The sequence below is a fragment of the Amorphus coralli DSM 19760 genome (assembly GCF_000374525.1).
GTDB classification, from domain to species: domain Bacteria; phylum Pseudomonadota; class Alphaproteobacteria; order Rhizobiales; family Amorphaceae; genus Amorphus; species Amorphus coralli.
This window is the reverse complement of record NZ_KB894573.1, coordinates 300,933-319,222: the sequence shown is the minus strand read 5'-3', so window position 1 is coordinate 319,222 and position 18,290 is coordinate 300,933. Positions and strand designations below refer to the sequence as shown.

Sequence of the window (18,290 nt, the reverse complement as noted above, 5' to 3'; positions counted from 1 at the left end):
CCGTGGGCCCGGGCGCCCATGCCCATACCACACAAGGCCAGGAATCAAAGTGGGGGCTTCTGTTGCCAGGTGCCCCCGGGACCCCGCCTTACCGTGCTACCGGCAAGGACTTAAAAGAGGTATCGCACTGCATTACGCAGCGAGACGAGCCTCAGCATAGTTGTCGTTGGCAACTATAATGTTTGGCCCGATATCGGTGGTACCATGCCGAGCGAAAGCCCAGTCTTTACGCCCTGGTCGATCCTGTTTCGCCCCCGCCGCAACCCACGACCGCCTGTCGTGGGCTCTGGTGGAGGCGCCGGGTACTGCCCCCGGGTCCCATGGGTTTATTACACTGGCCGTTTATCGCCGTAGCCAACCGTCGCTGGCAGATCGAATATAGGCACCTCCGGGCCGCTCCGAAAGCCCCTTCGGTGCCGCTGCCGCATCATCGCCAAACTGAAATTGTCCACATCGGGGCCCGCAGGGCGGCCGGCGCGATTGGCGCGGGGCACCGGCTGTGGGAATGATGGACCACACGCAAACGGCACGATTCGGAGGCGGCGGATGCGCCAGTATCACGAGCTCATGGAGCGGGTGCTCTCCGAGGGCACGCGCAAGGGCGACCGGACCGGCACCGGGACGCGCTCGGTGTTCGGGCACCAGATGCGCTTCGACCTGGCCGAGGGCTTTCCGCTCGTCACCACGAAGAAGGTGCATTTGAAGTCCGTCGTCCACGAGCTTCTCTGGTTCCTGGCCGGCAGCACCAACGCCCGTGACCTCAACGCCCACGGCGTGTCCATCTGGGACGAGTGGGCCGATCCGGACACCGGTGAGCTGGGTCCCGTCTACGGGCGGCAGTGGCGCTCCTGGGCCACGCCGGACGGCGGCACCATCGACCAGATCGCCGAGCTCGTGGAGCAGATCCGTACCAACCCGAATTCGCGCCGCCTCGTGGTGTCGGCCTGGAACCCGTCCGACATTCCCGAGATGGCGCTGCCGCCGTGCCACTGCCTGTTCCAGTTCTACGTGGCCGACGGGCGGCTCTCCTGCCAGCTCTACCAGCGCTCCGCCGACATCTTCCTCGGCGTGCCGTTCAACATCGCCTCCTACGCGCTCCTGACCCACATGGTGGCGCAGGTGACGGGGCTGGACGCAGGGGATTTCATCCACACCTTCGGCGACGCCCATCTCTACGAGAACCATATCGAGCAAGCCGAGCTGCAGCTGAGCCGGGCGCCGCGGGCGCTGCCGACATTGCATCTCGACCCGTCGGTCGACGATCTGTTCGCGTTCCGCTACGAGCACATCCGCGTGGACGACTACGATCCGCATCCGCACATCCGCGCCGCGGTGGCGGTCTGACCGTCCGCCCGGACCGGTCAGCCGCGCCGGCGGTCGCGCAAGGGGAGGCCATCCCGTGCACTATGTGACGCTCAGCCTCGCGATCCTGTTCGAGGTGATCGCGACGAGCATGCTGAAGGCGACCGACGGGTTCAGCCGCATCGGGCTGACCGTGGCGATGTTCGCCTGCTATCTCTGCTCGTTCTATTTCCTGACGCTCACCATCCGGATGATGCCCATCGGCATCGTCTACGCCATCTGGGCGGGCCTGGGCATCGTGCTGGTCGCCATCGCCGGCGCGGTGATCTACAAGGAAATGCTCGACGTTCCGGCGATGATCGGCATGGCGTTCATCATCGGCGGCGTCGTCATCATCAACACCTTCTCCAAGACGGTCGCGCACTGACCCGGCATTTCGCTCCGCACCCGGGCGGAGCGGCGGGGGCGGCCGGGAGCGGCTCGACAATCGGGAGGCCCTCTTGGCCCTGACCATCCGCCCGGCGGAACCGGACGATACCGCCACCATCCTGCGCCTGATCCGCGATCTCGCCGAATACGAGCGCATGCTCGACGACGTGCGCACCAGCGAGGAGGATCTGGCCGCCGCGCTGTTTTCGCCGGCGCCGCGCGCCTTCTGCGACATCGCGCTCCTCGACGGCGAGCCGGTGGGCTTCGCGCTCTGGTTCTACACATTCTCCACCTTCGTCGGCCGGCACGGCATCTGGCTGGAGGATCTGTTCGTCGATCCCGACAAGCGGGGCCACGGCATCGGCAAGGCGCTCTTGACCGGGCTTGCGGCGCGCTGCGTGAAGGAGGGCCTCGGCCGAATGGAATGGTCGGTGCTGAACTGGAACGCGCCGTCCATCGCCTTCTACGAGAGCCTCGGGGCGAGGCCGTTATCGGAGTGGAGCATCTACCGGCTCTCCGGCGACGGGCTTGCCGCGGCGGGCCGGCTGGCGCCGTGAGCGGGTCGGAGGGCAGGTCCGCAATCGTGCTGGTCGCGGCGGTATCGGAAACCGGCGTGATCGGTCGCGACAATGCCATGCCCTGGCACCTTTCCAGCGACTTCAAGAGGTTCAAGGCGCTGACCATGGGCAAGCCGATGGTCATGGGGCGCAAGACGTTCCAGTCCATCGGCAAGGCGCTGCCCGGCCGGCGCACCATCGTCGTGACGCGGGATGCCGGCTTCACCGCCGACGGGATCGAGACCGCGCCGAACCTCGCCGCCGCCCTCGAGCGGGCCGCAGCGGATGCCCGCCAGCACGACGTGGCGGAGATCATGGTGGTGGGCGGCGGCCAGATCTACGCCGAGGCGCTGCCGCTCGCCGACCGGCTGGAGATCACCCACGTCCACGCCCGGATCGAGGGCGACGCGGTGTTTCCGGCCATCGATCCGGCCGCATGGGAGGCCAGGGACCGCAGCGAGCTGCCGGCCGGCGCGCGCGACGACCACGCCATGAGCTTCGTGACCTACCGGCGCAGGGCGAACGCGGGAGAGAACCGGTCATGACCGACACCGACATTGTCGTGGTGGGCGCCGGTGCCGCGGGCCTTGCCGCCGGCGAACGGCTTCGCGAGACCGGGGTGGAGGCCATCGTGGTGGAGGCGGCCGAGCGGGTCGGCGGGCGCGCCTTCACCGACACGTCGGTCTTCGGGGTGCCGTTCGATCTCGGCTGTCACTGGATGCACTCGGCATCGCGGAACCCGTTCCGGCCCATCGCCGATGCACTGGACCATCGCTACCTGATGCGGTCCAGCCGGCGCGCGGCCCATCTCTATCTGAAGGACAGGCTGGCCGACGATGAGACCCGCGCGGCGGCCTGGGAGGCGGTGCAGGGTGCCTTCCGCGCGGCCGAAGCGGCCGGGGAGCGCGGCCTCGACGTGGCGGCGGCCGATGTCATCGATCCGCCGACAGAGTGGGCGCCGTTGGCGCTGCACTGGATGCGGCTCCTTTCCGCCCTCGATGCACCGCAGATTTCCACCCTCGATCTCTGCCGTTATGCCGATACCGGCGAGAACTGGCCGGTTCTTGACGGCTACGGGGCGCTGGTGGCCCGGGCCGGACGCGACGTGCCGGTCAGGACCGGGGTGGCGGTGACGCACATCGACTGGTCGGGCAGGGGCGTGCGGGCGGAGACGAGCGCCGGCACCGTCCATGCGAAGGCCGCGATCGTGACCGTTTCCACCAACGTGCTGGCCGAAGGCGGCATCCGTTTTACGCCGGAGCTGCCGGTGGATGCTGCCGAAGCGATCGCCGCGTGCCCCACCGGTCACGCGGAGAAGGTGGCTATTTCCTTCGACTGTCCGCTGCCCGGTCTCGACAGCACGGCCTACATCGACACGATGGATCCGGACGATCCGGACCGGCCGGCCATCAACTTCACCGTCTACGAGGATGCCGACGCCCGGCCGCTGATGATCGGCCAGCTGGGCGGCAGCGTGGCGCGCGGGCTGGAGCAGGCCGGCGCGGCGGCGATGACGGACTTCGCGCTGGCCGCGCTCGCCGACGCCTTCGGGTCGGAGATCCGTGACCGGGTGCACCGCGTTCACACGACGCACTGGGGCTCCGATCCGCTGATCCGCGGCGCCTACTCGTGTGCGCTGCCGGGCAAGGCGGACCTGAGGGCGCGGCTGGGCGAACCGATCGGCGAGCGGGTACTGCTGGCAGGCGAGGCGACGTCGCCCGACGCCTTCTCCACCGCGCACGGCGCGCGCCTGACGGGGCTGGCGGCCGCGGAGCGGGCGGCGCGAATTGTCGCGTCCTTGTGACGCTTTGTCCTGTCACCCCGGTCGCAACCGGGCGGCTGCCTGCCTATATCCCGTTCAAGTGTGCGGTGGGTGGCGGCTTTCGTTGAAAGCAGACCGGCTGTTTCCTATAAACCGACCACGGAATGCTATGGTCGACCGTGAGCCTGCCACCCCGGTAAAGGCGACGGAACAAGACCGATCCGTTCCCGCCGGCCGGTAAGACCCGGATGCCGGTCGCGAATGCGGAGCGATACAAGGAGAACGAATGCCCTGGAGCAATCAGAGCGGTGGCGGCGGCAAGAGCGGCGGCCCGTGGGGAGGCGGCGGCGGCGGTCCTTGGGGCGGCGGCGGCGGTGGCAGCAATGGCCCCTGGGGCGGCGGGCAGAAGCCCGGCGGCGGTGGCGGTGGCGGACAGTCGCCGGATCTGGAAGAGCTCCTGCGGCGTAGCCAGGATCGCATCAAGCGCGTGTTCCCCGGCGGCAGCGGCGGGCGTGGCGGCGGCGGCCGCGGCGTCGGCATGAAGGGCGCGCTGGTCGCCGTGGCGGCTGTCGGCGCCATCTGGCTGGCCACGGGCTTCTACCGCGTCAACCCGGGTGAGGTCGGCGTCGAGCTGGTGCTCGGCCACTATGGGGGCATGACCCAGCCGGGCCTGAACTACAACTGGCCCTATCCGATCGGCACCGTCTACACGCCGGACGTCCTACGCATCCGCGAGCTGAACGTCGGCATCCGCGATGTCGGCTCGGTGTCCAGCCCGGGCCGCGACGTTCCGGAGGAGAGCCTGATGCTCACCGGCGACGAGAACATCGTCGATGTGGACTTCCGGGTGCAGTGGCGGATCTCCAACGCCGAGGATTACCTGTTCAACATCCAGAACCCCGAAGGCACCGTGAAGGCGGTCGCCGAGAGCGCCATGCGCGAGGTGGTCGGCACCAAGAACATCCAGCCGATCCTCACCCAGGAGCGCCAGCAGATCGAAATCCAAGTGCAGGAGCTGATGCAACAGACCCTGGATAATTACGAGTCCGGCATCGAGATCGCGCAGGTGCAGCTGCAGAAGGTGGACCCGCCGCAGCAGGTCATCGACGCCTTCCGCGACGTCCAGGCGGCGCGCGCCGACCAGGAGCGCCTGCAGAACGAGGCGAACTCCTACGCCAACCGCGTCGTGCCGGAAGCGCGAGGCGAGGCGGCCCAGGTCGTCCAGCAGGCCAACGCCTACAAGGACCGCGTGGTCGCCGAGGCTCAGGGTCAGGCCGACCGCTTCTCCGCGATCTACACCGAGTACGCCCTGGCGCCGGACGTGACGCGTCAACGTATGTATCTGGAGACGCTGGAGCGGGTGCTTGGCCGGACCGACAAGGTCATCATCGGTGACGAGGCCGGCGGAACCGGCGTGGTGCCATACCTGCCGCTCGACCAGTTGCAGACCAACCGGGCCGGCAACTCCGCCACCCGCAGCGGCGGAGGCCAGTAATGCGCGCAGGTCTCGTTGCTCTCATCGCCGTCTTCGTCGGCGCCATCATCCTCATCAACACGTCGCTGTTCGTGCTGAACCCGACCCAGCAGGCGCTCATCCTGCAGTTCGGTCAGGTCCGCCGGGCGGTGACCGAGCCGGGTCTCTACTTCAAGATCCCGTTCGTGCAGAACGTCCTGTTCCTCGACAGGCGGATCCTCGACCTCGACGTTCCGGCCCAGGAAATCATCGCCGAGGACCAGAAGCGTCTCGTGGTGGACGCGTTCGCCCGCTACCGGATCGACAACCCGGTGCTGTTCTACCAGTCGGTGAACAACATCGCGGAAGGCGCCAGCCGCCTGTCGACCTTCATGCAGTCGGCGCTGCGCGCCGTTCTGGCCGACGCCTCCTTCACCGAGATCGTCCGGGACGACCGGCCGCAGCTGATGGAGCGGATCCGCACCGAGGTGCAGAGCCGTGCCGACGCGCTCGGCATCAAGGTCGTGGATGTCCGCATCCGCCGCGCCGACCTGCCGGAGGCCAACAGCCAGGCGATCTTCCGCCGCATGCAGACCGAGCGTCAGCAGGAAGCGACGGAGATCCGGGCCGAGGGTGAGGAAGCCGCCCAGCGCATCCGGGCGAACGCCGATCGCCAGGCGACGGTCATCGTCGCGGAAGCGAACAAGGAAGCCGAGCAGGTCCGTGGTCAGGGCGACGCCCAGCGAAGCTCCATCTTCGCCGATGCCTACAACCGCGACCCGGGCTTCTTCGCCTTCTTCCGGTCGATGGAGGCCTACGAGAAGAGCATGAACTCCAACGACACCCGTCTGGTGATCTCGCCCAACTCGGAGTTCTTCCGCTACTTCAACAGCCCGACCGGTGGCGAGGATCCGCGCGTCCTGCCGGATCCGCAGCAGGCGCAGAGCCTGCCGAGTCTCGGTACCCCCGTCGTGCGGCCTTCGGCCAGCGAGGGCGGGGCGGCGCAGCCGGGGCCGGGAGCCCCGTTGGAAAGCAGCTCCGCCGTGGACTCCTCCTCGCTTGACGCGCAGGTCGAGGAAGAGGTCCAGGCCGTCGAGGAGCGGGCCCGTCAGGAAACCGAGGCGGCCGAGAAGGCCGCGTCGGGTGACGCGTCCGGTTCAGGGGCCGCCAACGACAACGCCTCGGGCGCCGCCGCCAACGACAATGGCGAAACCGGTCCCACGGGCGTGGCCGTTCCGTCCACGGGCTCCGGCTCGTCCTCCGGGTCCACCGCTCCCAGCGGCAACACGTCGGCGCCGGCTTCGCAGCCGGCGCAATGACGGACCTTCTCGTCGCGATCGGACTCGTGCTCGCCATCGAGGGAACGCTGTACGCAGCGTTCCCCGGACCGCTGAAGCGGATGATGAGCCAGGCCATCGAGACGCCGGACCAGGTGCTGCGCATCGCCGGGGTGGCGGTGCTCGCCGTCGGCGTGCTTGTCGTGTGGATGGCTCGCGGCTGAGCCCGCCGCCATGCTGGCGTCCAGATTGCGGGTGAAGGAGGCGGCCGCCACGCGGCCGGTCAGCCGGACCGAAAACCGGCGGCAGACAGGACACGGTCCGGGCGCCATGCAGGCCCCCCGGGCCGACAGATGCAGACACGGGCGCCACGGCGCCGTGCGAACCTCGTTGGAGGAGACATGATGACGGCGAACGTGCAGCCCTTGCGGAGCGTATGGCAGACACTATCCAGGGGCACCGCGGCGGCCCTCGTCGCGGGTGCGGTCATGGCCGCCGCGCCGGCTGTCGCCCAGGGGCCGCAGTCGGTTGCCGACATCGCCGAGCCGCTGTTCGATTCGGTGGTGAACATCTCCACCTCGCAGGAGGTGAGCGGCCGCCGGTCGGCGCCGACGCCGCGGATTCCCGAAGGCTCGCCCTTCGAGGAGTTCTTCAACGAGTTCTTCGACAAGCAGCAGGACGAGGACGACCGGCCGCGGCGCGTGCAGTCGCTTGGCTCCGGTTTCGTGATCTCCGAGGACGGCCTCGTGGTGACCAACAACCACGTCATCGAGGATGCCGACGAGATCCTGGTTAACTTCAACGACGACCGCAGCCTGAAGGCGGAAGTGCTGGGCGTCGATCCGAAGACCGATCTGGCGCTCCTCAAGGTGGAGCCGGAAGAGCCGCTGAAGGCGCTGGAGTTCGGCACGTCCGACGATATGCGCATCGGCGACTGGGTGATGGCCATCGGCAACCCGTTCGGGCTCGGCGGCACGCTGACGGTGGGCGTCGTCTCGGCGCGCGACCGCGACATCAACTCCGGTCCCTATGACGACTACATCCAGACCGACGCGGCCATCAACCGCGGCAACTCCGGCGGTCCGCTGTTCAACATGAGCGGCGAGGTCGTTGGCGTGAACACGGCGATCATCTCGCCGTCCGGCGGCTCCATCGGCATCGGCTTCTCGATCCCATCCGAGATCGCCGTGCACGTCATCAACCAGCTGAAGGAGTATGGCGAGACCCGCCGTGGCTGGCTCGGCGTCCGCATCCAGACGGTGACCGACGACATCGCCGACAGCCTGGGCATGAACGGCTCCTATGGCGCGCTGGTTGCCGGCGTGACCGAGGGCGGCCCGGCCGAGGATGCCGGCATTGAGGCCGGCGACGTGATCCTCTCCTTCAACGGCGAGAAGGTGCCGTCCATGCGCGACCTGCCGCGGATGGTGGCCGACACCGATATCGGCGTCGACGTGCCGGTTGAGCTTCTGCGCGACGGTGAGACGGTGACCATTCCGGTGACGCTCGGCCGCCTTGAGGAAGCCGAGAAGACGGTCCTGGCCACAGGCGGCGACGAGGAGACTTCCGGCGATGACGCGACCGAGGTCGAGCAGACCACGCTCCTCGGCATGACGCTGTCGGCGATGACCGACGCGCTCCGCGAGGAGTTCGATCTGGCCGAGGACGTGAATGGCGTCGTCGTCAGCGAGGTCGATCCGAACGGACCGGCGGCGGAGAAGCGGGTGCAGGCCGGCGACGTCATCGTCGAGGTGGCGCAGGAGCCGGTGAGCTCTCCGGCCGACGTCCAGGAAAAGGTCGACGCGCTGGAGGAAGACGGCCGCAAGACCGCGCTGCTGCTTCTGTCGAATGGCAATGGCGAGCTGCGCTTCGTGGCGGTGCGCCTCGACGACTAGGCGGACCGATCTGCCCCGAGAACGACGCGAGGACGGCGGGCGAAAGCCCGCCGTTTTTCATTGGCACAGCGTGTAATCGTTGCGGCGCTGGGCCATGTCGAGGTGGAAATGGTCGGCATGCAGGGCATCGGCGTTCGGTCCGAGGACGGTCCTGAACCGCTCGCAGGCCTCGCGTTGCAGCGTGTGCCAGAACTCCCGCTCGGTCCCGGCGGTGTTCCAGCCTCCCACCACGGTCAGGAAGCGTCCGCTGACGAGCTTCACAGCCTGCAAGTCGAAGGCATTGCCGAAGGCGTGCTCGGATAGCTTGGCGTCCGGGTCGTTGTTGCGGCCCCGGCAGGCATAGGACGTGCCCGGCCCGACCTCGGCGATGGGACTTTCCAGCAGGTCGAGCGCTAGCGGCTGGGCGTCTTCGACGAGGAAGCCGGCGAGCGCGTTGGCAAAGGCGCAGGACACCAGTGGCGGCTCGACGAAGGCGATGGCCGGATCGGCCCCGACGCTCAGAAGGCGCACGGGATTGACGATGAAGCAGCCATCCTCGGCGGCGACTGGCGGGCTGATCTCGAAGTCAGCGTGAACGGCGGGCGGGAACAGGCAGCCGCGTTCGGCCATGAGCGGGTTGGCGGGCGGCGGACCGGCCGGTTCGCGCCTGGCAACGGCCTGGTCATCGAGAGGCGGCCGGGGCGGCGGGTCGTAGGCCGGCCGGGGCAGCGGCAGATTGGCAATGGACCGCTTCGGGGCCGGGTCGCCGATGGGGCCGGTGTCGGCCAGCGCAGGCGCGGGCTCGGCGACAGGAGGGGCGGGGGCGGGCTCCGGCAGTGCCTCGGCGGCGGAGGCGGGAGGCTCGGGTGCGGGTTCGGGTGGCGCCGGCACGGCGTCGGCGGACGGCGCGGGTTCAGGGGCGACGGGCCGCGCGGGCGGAGCGGGCGAGTTCTCCGGCGAGCGTTCGGGAAGCGGCACTTCTGCGATGGGCGGCCGGATTGCGCCGTCGATGGCGCTGCCCGGTTTCGGCGCGGGGGTCGGGGCCGGCTCGGCGGCGCGCGCGCACGTCACCAGTGCCAGGACGGAGACCGCCGTCCAGACCGTGTATCGCAAATGGGGCCTTGAACGGTCGATGGCGGTCAGGCCTCCTGTGCGGCGAAAAAAGGTCTTGCGAGAGGCCAACGCCCGGGGCTTGATCCGGGTTTGGGTTCCGATTGCACGAAAGACCGTCATGCCATGACTGCCGACATCTATGCCGCCTACGTCGTGGCGACCCTCGTGGTGCTCGCCATTCCCGGCCCCACGATCCTCCTGGTCATCTCCTACGCGGTCTCGCGCGGCCGGGCGGCCCTGCTGCCGTCGGTGGTGGGGGTGGCGCTGGGCGATGCGACGGCCGCGACCGTCTCCCTCCTAGGGCTTGGAGCGATTCTCGCGGCCTCCGCAAGCCTGTTCATGGTGCTGAAATGGATCGGCGCGGCCTATCTCGTCTATCTCGGCATCAAGATGTGGCGGGCCGGGGCGGCCGCGCTGGAGGTGGCCGCGCCGCCGGAGAAGGAGGGCCGGCGCATCCTGTTCCACGCCTGGCTGGTGACGGCGCTGAACCCCAAGGGCATCGTCTTCTTCATCGCCTTCCTGCCGCAATTCGTGTCGCCGACAGCGGCGGTGGCGCCGCAGCTTATCCTGCTGGGCGGGACGTTCGTTGTGCTGGCGATCGTCAACGCGCTCGCCTATGCGCTGGCCGCCTCGGCTGTCCGGGAGCGCTTCCGGCGTCCCGCCACGCTGGGGCTTGCCCAGAAGATCGGCGGCTCGGTGCTGGTGGCCGCCGGCCTGGCCACGGCGGCGGTGCAGCGCTCCTCCTGACCGGGCTCACGGGGTCAGGACGGCGGCGCCGCTGAGCCGGCCGGGCCCCGGCTCGGGGGTCGGCAGCTCCGTCATCACCAGCGGCTCGCCCGGCCGCGTGAGGATCATGGCGCGCATGGTCGTCCTCCCGTACCCGTCGGTCTCGGCCGAGAGCATGCCACGCTCGCGCCACGACGTCCTGTATGGTGTCAGGGTGAGCGCCGGCCGCTCCCGCTGTCCGGCTCGATCATGTCTCGGAGATCCCGCCATGTTCGCGCGTGCCTGGCTTCTCGTCGTCCTGCCCGCTCTCTGCACCGCCCCGGTCCTGGCCCAGTCGGCGCCGCCATCCGATGGTGAGGGCCGCTACGTCCTTCAGGAAGTGCGGGCCGGTTATCTGCGTCTCGACCGGGAGAGCGGTGTCGTTTCGCTGTGCCGGGAGCGTGGGGAGGCGTGGACCTGCGAACTCATTGCCGAGGATCGCGGGGCCTACGAGGCCGAGATCGAGGCGCTGGAAACGGAGAAGGCCGCGCTGGAAGCCCGCGTGGCGGCGCTGGAGACGCGGCTTGCGGAGATCGCGGGCCTGGCCGACGCGCCCGTGGAGGCAGGAGCGGCGGCACGGACCGACCTGGCCGAGGGGGCCGGCCGCGCGGCGGAGGCCGAACGGTTCGCGGCCGAGGACGAGGAACTCGATCGGGCCCTCGACTTCACCGAGGACGCCATGCGCCGTCTGTTCGGCGTGCTGCGCGAGTTCCAGCGCGACATGGAGCCGGATGGCGGCTCCGCCCGGTAGCGGCGCCCGGCCGGGCTCACATATAGCGTTCGATCAGCTCGGTGACTTCGCGATCGCGGTCGCGGCCCGTCCGCCCGCCGATCACCACGACGATGAGACGCCGGCCGCCGCGCCGGGCGGACGCAACGAGGTTGTAGCCCGACATCCGGACGTAGCCGGTCTTGATACCGTCGACGCCACGCACCTTGCCGAGAAGCTTGTTGGTCGCCTTGTAGGTGCGGCCGTTGTAGCGGAACTCCTTGGCGCGGAAGTAGGGGGCGAAGCGCGGGTAGCGGGTCTGCAGGGCGCGGCCGAGAATGGCCATGTCCAGCGCCGTGGTGACCTGCCGCGTGTCGGGCAGCCCGGAGGCATTGACGAAGCGGGTGCGTTGCATGCCGAGGCCGCGGGCGCGGGCGGTCATCTGGGCGGCGAACTCGGTCTCCGACCCGGCGAGCGCCTCGGCAACGACGACGGCCACGTCGTTGGCCGACTTGATGGCCATCGCCTGGGCGGCGTCGCGGACCTTGATGGTGGAGCCCGCCTTCAGGCCGATCTTGGACGGCGGCATGGAGGCCGCGGTCGTCGACACCGGCAGATCGTCGTTGAGGGACAGGCTGCCGGTCTCCACCGCCTCGAACAGCAGGTAGAGGGTCATCATCTTGGTGAGCGAGGCCGGGAAGCGCAGGGCCTCGGCGTTCTCCTCGTAGAGGGATTTGCCGCTGGCCATGTCGGCCACATAGACCGAATGGCCGCGCACCTCGGCGGTGCCCAGGAGAACTTCGAGCGGCGCGGCCTGAACGGTCGGCGGCGGCGGTTCGACCGGCTCCGGAGCGGGCTCCGGCGCCGACTGGCACGCGGCCAGCGCAAGCAGGGCGGCGAGAGCCGCGGCTTTCAGGAACGACGCCGGGCGCGGCGCGCGGGCGGTCATTCGGCGGTTTCCGAAAGCTGCGGAGCGACGGAGATCTGTCCCTCGGGAAAGCGGACCGCCTTGCGCGTGGCAAGATCCATTGCCATGCCGACACAGTCGCCGATGGCGACAAGCCGGCCGGAACGGGCCTCGAACTGGTAGTGACGGAAGGTGATGGTGCGCTCGCTTCTGGCGAGCAGGACGGTGAACTGCTCGACAAGGTCGCCGGCGACGAACGCATCGTGCAGGGCAAGCCGCATCTCAACCGCGACCCGACCCCATCCCTGCCGATTGATGAACGCCTTGGTCAGGCCGATCTTCTCCCAGAAGATCGACGCCCCGTCGGAGAAATGACCGATGTGGGTGCGGTCGAGGGCGAGGCCCTCATGGTCGCAGTTTTCCGGCCGGACGACGGCCCGCGCCGTGACGAAGGCACCGGCCGCCACGAGCTCGGTGCGACTGGCGGCAGGTGCCGGCCCGCCGGTCACACCGCGCGGCCGGTAGAGTCTGGCGTCCACGTCGGTGATGGCATCCGAACGGCGGGCGAAGGCGTAGAGTTCACGTGCATGGTCGCCAAAACTGTCGCAGGCCGTGGCGCAGACCTTGCCGTCGGTCATGCGCTTCAGGGCATGGACCAGTGCGACATCGCCGTCATCGCCGAGTGCGAAGCCGCTCTCGATCTCGACAAGGTCGTCCTCGCGCAGCTCGGCGTGGTAGCGAACCAGCCGGGCGGAGCGCCGGAAGGCGGGATCCAGTGCCAGCATGGCGCGGACGTGCTGGTCGGCCTCCGTGAAGCGCCCGAAATAGAACTGGACGTTCAGGTGGTCGTTCTCATCGCATTCCCAGGCGTTGACGAACGAGACTTGGGTCTGGAGGGCCGGCATCGGCTGGAATTCCTTTCAGGCGGTCCTTGGGCGTCCGCCAACCGGAGATAGACCATGCGGAGCAATCGGAAAATGGCAGACGCGCTCGAAACCGGCCTCGGACAGGCGCTGACCCGGCTGACTGTCTCCACCAGGCCACGCCATGTGCACGACGTGACCGCGCAGGTCGACGGCTGGCTGCGCGAGATCGGGGCGGGCGAGGGCCTCATCACCGTCTTCCTCCGGCACACCTCCGCTTCGCTGACCATCCAGGAGAACGCCGACCCGGACGTCCTGGCCGATCTTCTCGACGCTCTCGACCGGATCGCCCCGGCGCATGCCGGCTACCGGCACGGTTCGGAGGGACCGGACGACATGCCGGCGCACATCAAGACAATGGTGACCGGCGCGAGCCTTGCCGTTCCGGTGATCGACGGCCGGATGGATCTGGGAACGTGGCAAGGGCTTTACCTCATCGAGCATCGGGCCAGTGGCCGGCCGCGGACCCTGACGCTGCACTATCTGGGCACCTGACCAGGCGCCGGGCCCGCCCGTCGCCTTTCTTTCGTGGAGATCTTCATGCGCGCGCTTCTCATCGTCTGTGCCGTCGCCCTGTTCATCCTCATCGGCTGGGCCGCCTATGAAGCGCCGTTCCTGGCAAGCTTCGGAGCGATCATTTCCGACCCGTGGGGAATCGTCGCGCTCGCGGATCTCTATCTCGGCTTCGTGCTGTTCGGACTGGTGATCGCGCTGACGGAGCCGAGCCGGCCCGTGGCGGTGCTGCTGATCGCGGCGCTGTTCGTGCTGGGCAACGTGGTGGCGGCGATCTGGCTGGTCGTCCGCTGGCGGCGGCTGCAGGCAAAGCTGCGGGACAACATTTCGGTTGCCGCGCCCCTCTGACGGCTCGGCCCCGCTCCCCCGAGGGATGCGGCATCGCGAAGCGGCCGGCCGGCATCCTCCGGGCCCGGCTTTACCGCTTTCGCCCATTGCCCTTATGGTCGATCGCAACAGCGAACTGTTCCAGCTAAAGAGCGACGGGTGGACCACACAGCCGAGACGCGCACCGCAGCCGAGCGGGCTTCCACGCAGGCGCCGGACGTCTCGCAGGCGCGGCTGCTGAGCGTGCTCGATACGGCGGTCGACGGCATCATCGTCATCGACGAGTTGGGCCGCATCCTGGTCTACAACCGGGCCTGCGAAAGGTTGTTCGGCTACACAGCCGAGGAGATGATCGGACGGAACGTCAAGGCGATCATGCCGCGGCGCTACGCCGATGCTCACGACGACTATCTCTCCAGCTACCGGCACACCGGCGTTGCCCGGATCATCGGCATCGGCCGAGAGGTGGAGGGGCAGCACAAGGACGGGGCGGTCTTTCCGCTCGACCTCTCGGTGGGCGAGGCGCAGACGCCGGACGGACGACAGTTCATCGGCATCCTGCGCGACGCGCGCCCGCGCGCCGAGTACGAGCAGCGCGTCGCCGAACTCCAGACCGAGCTGCTGCACATGGCCCGGGTCAGCGCCATGGACGAGATGGGTTCGGCCATCGCGCACGAGCTGAACCAGCCGCTGACCGCGGCGATTCTCTACCTCCAGGCGGCATCCCGGCGCTTCAAGAGCATCAGTGCGGAACCCGACGAGATGGTTCTGGAGGTTGTCGGCAAGGCTATGCGGGAGGCCGAACGCGCCGCGTCGATCATCCAGCGCATGCGGGGCTTCATCGAAAAGCGCGAGCCGAAACGGAAACGCTGCACGGTATCCGGGCTGCTGGACGAATCGCTGGAGCTGGCGCTGGTCGGCAGCAAGGGCCGAAGGATCGAAGTGGTCCGGTCGATCGACGCCGATGTGCCGGAAATCGAGGTCGACCCGATCCAGATCGAGCAGATCCTGGTCAACCTCATTCGCAATGCCGCCGAGGTGCTGGTCGACCGCGAGGAACAGCGGATCGAGATCTCGGCGGGCCTGTACGAGGACCGGGTTCGGCTGTCGGTTGCCGATACCGGGCCGGGTATTCCCGCCGAGGCCGTGCCGGACCTGTTCAAGGCGTTTTCATCCAACAAGCGAAGCGGCCTCGGCCTCGGGCTGGCGATTTCCCGCTCCATCGCCCAGAACCATGGTGGCGACCTCTCCGTCGATCCCGGGGGCGGGGGGCGAGGCGCCTGTTTCCGGCTCGATCTGCCGGTCGGTACGGGCGATGATGACGCGACAGACGACAACAGGCCGGAGACCCCATGACGCAGCACGAGGCCGCGGCCCCGCTCATTTACATCGTCGACGACGACGCGTCCGTGCGCGATGCGCTGGGGGCGCTGTTTCGTCTCGAGGGCTTCCGGGTCGAGATGTTCGACAATGGCGGCGAGTTCATCCGGCGGGCCCAGGAAGAGCCGGCCTGCAGCATTCTTGACGTCCACATGCCCGGCCGGTCCGGTCTCGACATCCTGTCGATCCTGAACGCCGCCACCTACCCGGAGCCGATCTTCATCATTTCCGGCCAGGGCGATATCCCGATGGCGGTGCGCGCCATCAAGGACGGGGCCTTCGACTTCTTCGAGAAGCCGTTCGACGTCGACAAGGTCATCGGGCGGGTGCGCGAGGCGCTTGCCTCGCGGCAGGAGCGGGAGGAGGCCGGATCCGGCCTGTCGACCGACTTCCCCGGGGCGGACAACCTGACGCCGCGCGAGCGCCAGGTGCTGTCGGAAATCACGGCGGGCGCCTCCAACAAGGAGGCCGGGCGCAAGCTCGGCATCAGCCCGCGGACCATCGAGGTCCACCGGGCCCGCATCATGGAAAAGCTCGGGGCGCGGAACGCCGCCGACCTGGTGCGCATCGTGCTGATGCGGGCCGGCGCCTGATCCGGCCGAAGGCGCCTCAGGCCGCCTTCAGGACACAGAGCCGGCAGCTGTAGTCTTCCTTCAGGTGGTAGGGCGCGACCGCGGTGGACAGCACCTCTACCGAGCCGGACTTCTGCATGGCGTCGAGATGGTCGGGGTAGCCGTCGCGGCTCCAGACATTCTCGTGAACCGTGGCCACGATGGTCCCGCCGGGACGGACCACGCGGGCAAGCTCGTCGATGGCGTCAGGCCCCACGTGTCCGTTGGTGAAGACGCCGACGCACACGGCGGCGTCATAGGCGTCGTCCTGCAGGGTGAGCGGGGCGGTCATGTCGGCTTCGGCGAGCCTGCGATAGACATTCTTGCCGCGCGCCACCTTCAGCATGTCCGGCGAAACGTCGATGCCGTCGATCAGCGTGAACCCGCGTGAGGCGAGCTCGGCCCCGGCGAGGCCCGTGCCGCAGCCGGCATCCAGCACCTTCGAGCCCAGCGCGACGCGCTCGAACAACGTTTCCGCGACCAGTGCCGGGCCCACATAGCCCATGCCCTCGATCGTGTCCTGATCGTAGTCCTTTGCCCAGTCCGAGTAGATGTCACGACAGGTTTCCGGTCCGCCATCCATCGAATACAGGCGATCGAGAATGGAATCGTCGGCTTTCATTTTGTAATCGCGCCCTTCTGGTTCCGCTCTTTCATGTCTGCGCCATTATCGGTGATTTGACGGAAATTGGCAAAATCGAGAGGCCCGCGGGGCTTGCCGGAAAACTGATCGTGGCAAGCGACCTCCGAACCTGCGCGCGATCCACCCGTATCTGTGGTTGTTGGCGGAAAAACTGCACGGGCAACCGGTGCGCCGCCGTCCAGCGGCCCGCGGGGCGGGGGGCGCTCGCGGCTTGACCTGCGTCATGTCGCACGCCGTGGGGGGCGACCTACTCTCGGGTGGTTCGCCGCTTTGGAAATCGATCCGTGGCCATTCACATTCTCGAAGATGACACCGGTATTCTGGACGCCCTGAGGCTGGTGCTCGAAATGACCGGGGACCGGGCTGTCCTGCACCGATCTGCGGAAAGCTTCTTCGAGGCGCCGCCGCCGGCTGCCGGCGATCTTGTGGTGGTGGACGTGGCGTTGCCGGGGATCGGCGGCGTGGAGGTGATCCGCTGGCTCAGGCGGCTGGAGAGCGCGCCCAGGATCGTGGCCATCTCCGGCCAGTCGGACCGCTATCTTGCCCGGGCCTTCCGCAACGAACCGGCGCCGCTGGTGTTGCGCAAGCCGCTCGACGAGGCGGCGCTGGCCCTGCTGGTAGACGCACGCACCGGCGACGGCGGCGGTCCCGACCCGACAGGGTAACCCGGGACGCCGGCCGGCGGGCGGTGCGCGACGGATGGAAGGACCCGGGTGCGGCGTGCTGCCCCTCCGGGGTTTCCCGTACGGGGTTTGTCGTACGTATCCCGACGAATTTCGGGCCCGTGCCGATGTCGCTAGCGTGGGTCCTGTAGCCGGTTGCGAAGGACGCGGACCGGCGCGGACCGGGAGGCGGCGCTGCCTTGCTCGACCGGTCCCAAGGGGTCCTGGGAGAGCGACATGAACACGGTTCACACTCTGGTCGACAATCGCCCGTCCATCCCGTGCGATACGGTGCGCGATCCGCAGAGCTGGGAGGCGCTCCTGTCGGCGCCGCGCACCAAAACCATGCGGGTGACCCAGCATTCGGTCATCTACTACGAGGGCGATCCCGCCGACCGGATCTACCAGGTGGTGGACGGCGCGGTGATGCTGTTCAAGCTGCTGCCCGACGGGCGCCGGCAGGTGGTCGGGCTGCTCGGCCCCGGCGATCTGTTCGGACTTCCGGCCGGAGAGGACCAGGACAGCGCCGCGGAGACGCTGGTGCCGTCGGTGCTGAAGGCCATCGAGCGGCGCGACGTCGAAGGCTCGGCGGTGTTCCAGGCCCATATCAACGGCTGCCTGCTGCGCCAGATCGCCGGGCTGCGCGACCACTCGGTGCTGCTCGGCCGGAAGTCGGCCTTCGAGCGGGTGGCGAGCTTCCTGATGTACCTGGTTCCCGGCCGGGGGCTGGGCGAGGCCTGCGCCGGACGCCCCGATGGCGATGACGACGAAGCCGTGGTGCGCATCACCATGACCCGGCAGGAGATCGCCGACTATCTCGGCCTCACCATCGAGACGGTGAGCCGCATCATCTCCGACATGAAGCGCAAGGGCTTCCTGGCGGCCGACCGGCACGACCGGCTGCGCATCGTCGATGTGTGCGCCCTGTGCCGCAAGAGTGGGTCGCACTAAGCGGGATGAGGAAAAGTGGAGGCCGGTTTTCCGCCCGCATCCCGCGTCCTGAGACCGGATGAGGAAAAGTGGAGGCCGGTTTTCCGCCCGCATCCCGCGTCCTGAGACCGGGTGAGGAAAAGTGGGGACCGG

Annotated in this window: 21 protein-coding genes and 1 other RNA gene; 17 read left to right on the top strand and 5 right to left on the bottom strand. The window is 68.5% G+C overall.

The features are described 5' to 3' along the window. Nucleotides 1-48: 48 nt before the first annotated feature. Nucleotides 49-408, bottom strand: a transfer-messenger RNA (tmRNA) gene (gene ssrA, locus C507_RS22805). 138 nt (nucleotides 409-546) lie between these two features. Between ssrA and C507_RS0112240 the strand changes: the two genes are divergently transcribed. The 9 genes from C507_RS0112240 to C507_RS0112200 all read left to right on the top strand — a co-directional run bounded on the left by C507_RS0112240 (nucleotide 547) and on the right by C507_RS0112200 (nucleotide 8,675). Next, complete coding sequence (locus tag C507_RS0112240) at nucleotides 547-1,344, top strand: thymidylate synthase (RefSeq protein WP_018699994.1); 798 nt, start codon at nucleotides 547-549, stop codon at nucleotides 1,342-1,344. A 55-nt stretch (nucleotides 1,345-1,399) separates the two neighbouring features. Beyond that, on the top strand, nucleotides 1,400-1,729 hold the full coding sequence (locus C507_RS0112235; RefSeq protein ID WP_018699993.1) for a DMT family transporter: 330 nt from the start codon (nucleotides 1,400-1,402) through the stop codon (nucleotides 1,727-1,729). A 73-nt stretch (nucleotides 1,730-1,802) separates the two neighbouring features. Beyond that, nucleotides 1,803-2,288: a GNAT family N-acetyltransferase gene (locus C507_RS0112230; RefSeq protein ID WP_018699992.1), complete on the top strand. Its 486-nt coding sequence runs from the start codon at nucleotides 1,803-1,805 to the stop codon at nucleotides 2,286-2,288. Then, nucleotides 2,285-2,833 (top strand): dihydrofolate reductase, encoded by a 549-nt coding sequence (locus C507_RS0112225; protein WP_040401012.1) that lies wholly within the window; start codon nucleotides 2,285-2,287, stop codon nucleotides 2,831-2,833. Before C507_RS0112230 ends, C507_RS0112225 begins: the two co-directional genes overlap by 4 nt. Then, the gene (locus tag C507_RS0112220) at nucleotides 2,830-4,092 is read left to right on the top strand and encodes a flavin monoamine oxidase family protein (RefSeq protein WP_018699990.1); all 1,263 of its coding nucleotides are present in this window, start codon (nucleotides 2,830-2,832) and stop codon (nucleotides 4,090-4,092) included. Before C507_RS0112225 ends, C507_RS0112220 begins: the two co-directional genes overlap by 4 nt. A 244-nt stretch (nucleotides 4,093-4,336) precedes the next feature. Continuing rightward, nucleotides 4,337-5,545, top strand: a complete 1,209-nt coding sequence (hflK, locus tag C507_RS0112215; protein WP_018699989.1) for an FtsH protease activity modulator HflK — start codon at nucleotides 4,337-4,339, stop codon at nucleotides 5,543-5,545. After that, nucleotides 5,545-6,822 carry a protease modulator HflC gene (hflC, locus tag C507_RS21215; protein WP_018699988.1) on the top strand — a complete coding sequence of 426 codons (1,278 nt, stop codon included), beginning with the start codon at nucleotides 5,545-5,547 and terminating at the stop codon, nucleotides 6,820-6,822. The genes hflK and hflC overlap by 1 nt, the downstream gene beginning before the upstream one ends. After that, nucleotides 6,819-7,004 (top strand): DUF2065 domain-containing protein, encoded by a 186-nt coding sequence (locus C507_RS0112205; RefSeq protein ID WP_018699987.1) that lies wholly within the window; start codon nucleotides 6,819-6,821, stop codon nucleotides 7,002-7,004. Before hflC ends, C507_RS0112205 begins: the two co-directional genes overlap by 4 nt. 180 nt (nucleotides 7,005-7,184) lie before the next feature. After that, nucleotides 7,185-8,675 carry a DegQ family serine endoprotease gene (locus C507_RS0112200; RefSeq protein WP_018699986.1) on the top strand — a complete coding sequence of 497 codons (1,491 nt, stop codon included), beginning with the start codon at nucleotides 7,185-7,187 and terminating at the stop codon, nucleotides 8,673-8,675. A 57-nt stretch (nucleotides 8,676-8,732) separates the two neighbouring features. On the opposite strand, the gene C507_RS23560 is transcribed toward C507_RS0112200, so the two are convergent. Beyond that, nucleotides 8,733-9,767 carry an extensin-like domain-containing protein gene (locus C507_RS23560; protein WP_018699985.1) on the bottom strand — a complete coding sequence of 345 codons (1,035 nt, stop codon included), beginning with the start codon at nucleotides 9,765-9,767 and terminating at the stop codon, nucleotides 8,733-8,735. A gap of 123 nt (nucleotides 9,768-9,890) precedes the next feature. Between C507_RS23560 and C507_RS0112190 the strand changes: the two genes are divergently transcribed. Further along, nucleotides 9,891-10,514, top strand: coding sequence for a LysE family translocator (locus C507_RS0112190; RefSeq protein WP_018699984.1), 624 nt, complete (start codon nucleotides 9,891-9,893; stop codon nucleotides 10,512-10,514). A 247-nt stretch (nucleotides 10,515-10,761) separates the two neighbouring features. Beyond that, complete coding sequence (locus tag C507_RS21205; protein ID WP_018699982.1) at nucleotides 10,762-11,283, top strand: hypothetical protein; 522 nt, start codon at nucleotides 10,762-10,764, stop codon at nucleotides 11,281-11,283. 16 nt (nucleotides 11,284-11,299) lie between these two features. Here the strand turns inward: C507_RS21205 and C507_RS0112175 are convergent, their stop codons facing one another. Together C507_RS0112175 and C507_RS0112170 are read right to left on the bottom strand one after the other, a co-directional pair. Further along, the gene (locus tag C507_RS0112175; RefSeq protein WP_018699981.1) at nucleotides 11,300-12,190 is read right to left on the bottom strand and encodes a D-alanyl-D-alanine carboxypeptidase family protein; all 891 of its coding nucleotides are present in this window, start codon (nucleotides 12,188-12,190) and stop codon (nucleotides 11,300-11,302) included. Next, the gene (locus tag C507_RS0112170) at nucleotides 12,187-13,053 is read right to left on the bottom strand and encodes a thioesterase family protein (protein WP_018699980.1); all 867 of its coding nucleotides are present in this window, start codon (nucleotides 13,051-13,053) and stop codon (nucleotides 12,187-12,189) included. Before C507_RS0112170 ends, C507_RS0112175 begins: the two co-directional genes overlap by 4 nt. Before the next feature lie 72 nt (nucleotides 13,054-13,125). Between C507_RS0112170 and C507_RS0112165 the strand changes: the two genes are divergently transcribed. From C507_RS0112165 to C507_RS0112150, 4 genes are all read left to right on the top strand, one after another. Further along, nucleotides 13,126-13,566, top strand: coding sequence for a secondary thiamine-phosphate synthase enzyme YjbQ (locus C507_RS0112165; protein WP_018699979.1), 441 nt, complete (start codon nucleotides 13,126-13,128; stop codon nucleotides 13,564-13,566). A gap of 45 nt (nucleotides 13,567-13,611) precedes the next feature. Then, a complete protein-coding gene (locus tag C507_RS21200; protein WP_018699978.1) occupies nucleotides 13,612-13,932 on the top strand; it encodes a hypothetical protein in 321 nt (106 codons plus the stop codon). A 138-nt stretch (nucleotides 13,933-14,070) separates the two neighbouring features. Further along, nucleotides 14,071-15,267, top strand: a complete 1,197-nt coding sequence (locus C507_RS0112155) for a two-component system sensor histidine kinase NtrB (RefSeq protein ID WP_018699977.1) — start codon at nucleotides 14,071-14,073, stop codon at nucleotides 15,265-15,267. Continuing rightward, nucleotides 15,264-15,884, top strand: coding sequence for a response regulator transcription factor (locus C507_RS0112150; protein ID WP_018699976.1), 621 nt, complete (start codon nucleotides 15,264-15,266; stop codon nucleotides 15,882-15,884). Before C507_RS0112155 ends, C507_RS0112150 begins: the two co-directional genes overlap by 4 nt. A 16-nt stretch (nucleotides 15,885-15,900) precedes the next feature. Here the strand turns inward: C507_RS0112150 and C507_RS0112145 are convergent, their stop codons facing one another. Then, nucleotides 15,901-16,524: a class I SAM-dependent DNA methyltransferase gene (locus C507_RS0112145; protein WP_018699975.1), complete on the bottom strand. Its 624-nt coding sequence runs from the start codon at nucleotides 16,522-16,524 to the stop codon at nucleotides 15,901-15,903. 305 nt (nucleotides 16,525-16,829) lie between these two features. On the opposite strand from C507_RS0112145, the gene C507_RS21195 reads away from it, so the two are divergent. Together C507_RS21195 and C507_RS0112135 are read left to right on the top strand one after the other, a co-directional pair. Further along, the gene (locus C507_RS21195) at nucleotides 16,830-17,210 is read left to right on the top strand and encodes a response regulator (RefSeq protein ID WP_018699974.1); all 381 of its coding nucleotides are present in this window, start codon (nucleotides 16,830-16,832) and stop codon (nucleotides 17,208-17,210) included. Between the two features lie 234 nt (nucleotides 17,211-17,444). After that, nucleotides 17,445-18,158 carry a helix-turn-helix domain-containing protein gene (locus C507_RS0112135; protein WP_018699973.1) on the top strand — a complete coding sequence of 238 codons (714 nt, stop codon included), beginning with the start codon at nucleotides 17,445-17,447 and terminating at the stop codon, nucleotides 18,156-18,158. The last annotated feature ends 132 nt before the right edge of the window (nucleotides 18,159-18,290 follow it).

Bases quoted from the DNA above. Each gene is read 5' to 3' on its own strand.
- C507_RS0112200 (WP_018699986.1), top strand. From the start codon at position 7,185: ATGACGGCGAACGTGCAGCCCTTGCGGAGCGTATGGCAGACACTATCC.
- C507_RS0112240 (WP_018699994.1), top strand. From the start codon at position 547: ATGCGCCAGTATCACGAGCTCATGGAGCGGGTGCTCTCCGAGGGCACG.
- C507_RS0112170 (WP_018699980.1), bottom strand. From the start codon at position 13,053: ATGCCGGCCCTCCAGACCCAAGTCTCGTTCGTCAACGCCTGGGAATGC.
- C507_RS0112205 (WP_018699987.1), top strand. From the start codon at position 6,819: ATGACGGACCTTCTCGTCGCGATCGGACTCGTGCTCGCCATCGAGGGA.
- C507_RS0112135 (WP_018699973.1), top strand. From the start codon at position 17,445: ATGAACACGGTTCACACTCTGGTCGACAATCGCCCGTCCATCCCGTGC.
- C507_RS0112220 (WP_018699990.1), top strand. From the start codon at position 2,830: ATGACCGACACCGACATTGTCGTGGTGGGCGCCGGTGCCGCGGGCCTT.
- C507_RS21200 (WP_018699978.1), top strand. From the start codon at position 13,612: ATGCGCGCGCTTCTCATCGTCTGTGCCGTCGCCCTGTTCATCCTCATC.
- C507_RS0112190 (WP_018699984.1), top strand. From the start codon at position 9,891: ATGACTGCCGACATCTATGCCGCCTACGTCGTGGCGACCCTCGTGGTG.
- C507_RS21205 (WP_018699982.1), top strand. From the start codon at position 10,762: ATGTTCGCGCGTGCCTGGCTTCTCGTCGTCCTGCCCGCTCTCTGCACC.
- C507_RS0112165 (WP_018699979.1), top strand. From the start codon at position 13,126: ATGGCAGACGCGCTCGAAACCGGCCTCGGACAGGCGCTGACCCGGCTG.
- hflK (WP_018699989.1), top strand. From the start codon at position 4,337: ATGCCCTGGAGCAATCAGAGCGGTGGCGGCGGCAAGAGCGGCGGCCCG.
- C507_RS0112145 (WP_018699975.1), bottom strand. From the start codon at position 16,524: ATGAAAGCCGACGATTCCATTCTCGATCGCCTGTATTCGATGGATGGC.
- C507_RS0112175 (WP_018699981.1), bottom strand. From the start codon at position 12,190: ATGACCGCCCGCGCGCCGCGCCCGGCGTCGTTCCTGAAAGCCGCGGCT.
- C507_RS0112150 (WP_018699976.1), top strand. From the start codon at position 15,264: ATGACGCAGCACGAGGCCGCGGCCCCGCTCATTTACATCGTCGACGAC.
- hflC (WP_018699988.1), top strand. From the start codon at position 5,545: ATGCGCGCAGGTCTCGTTGCTCTCATCGCCGTCTTCGTCGGCGCCATC.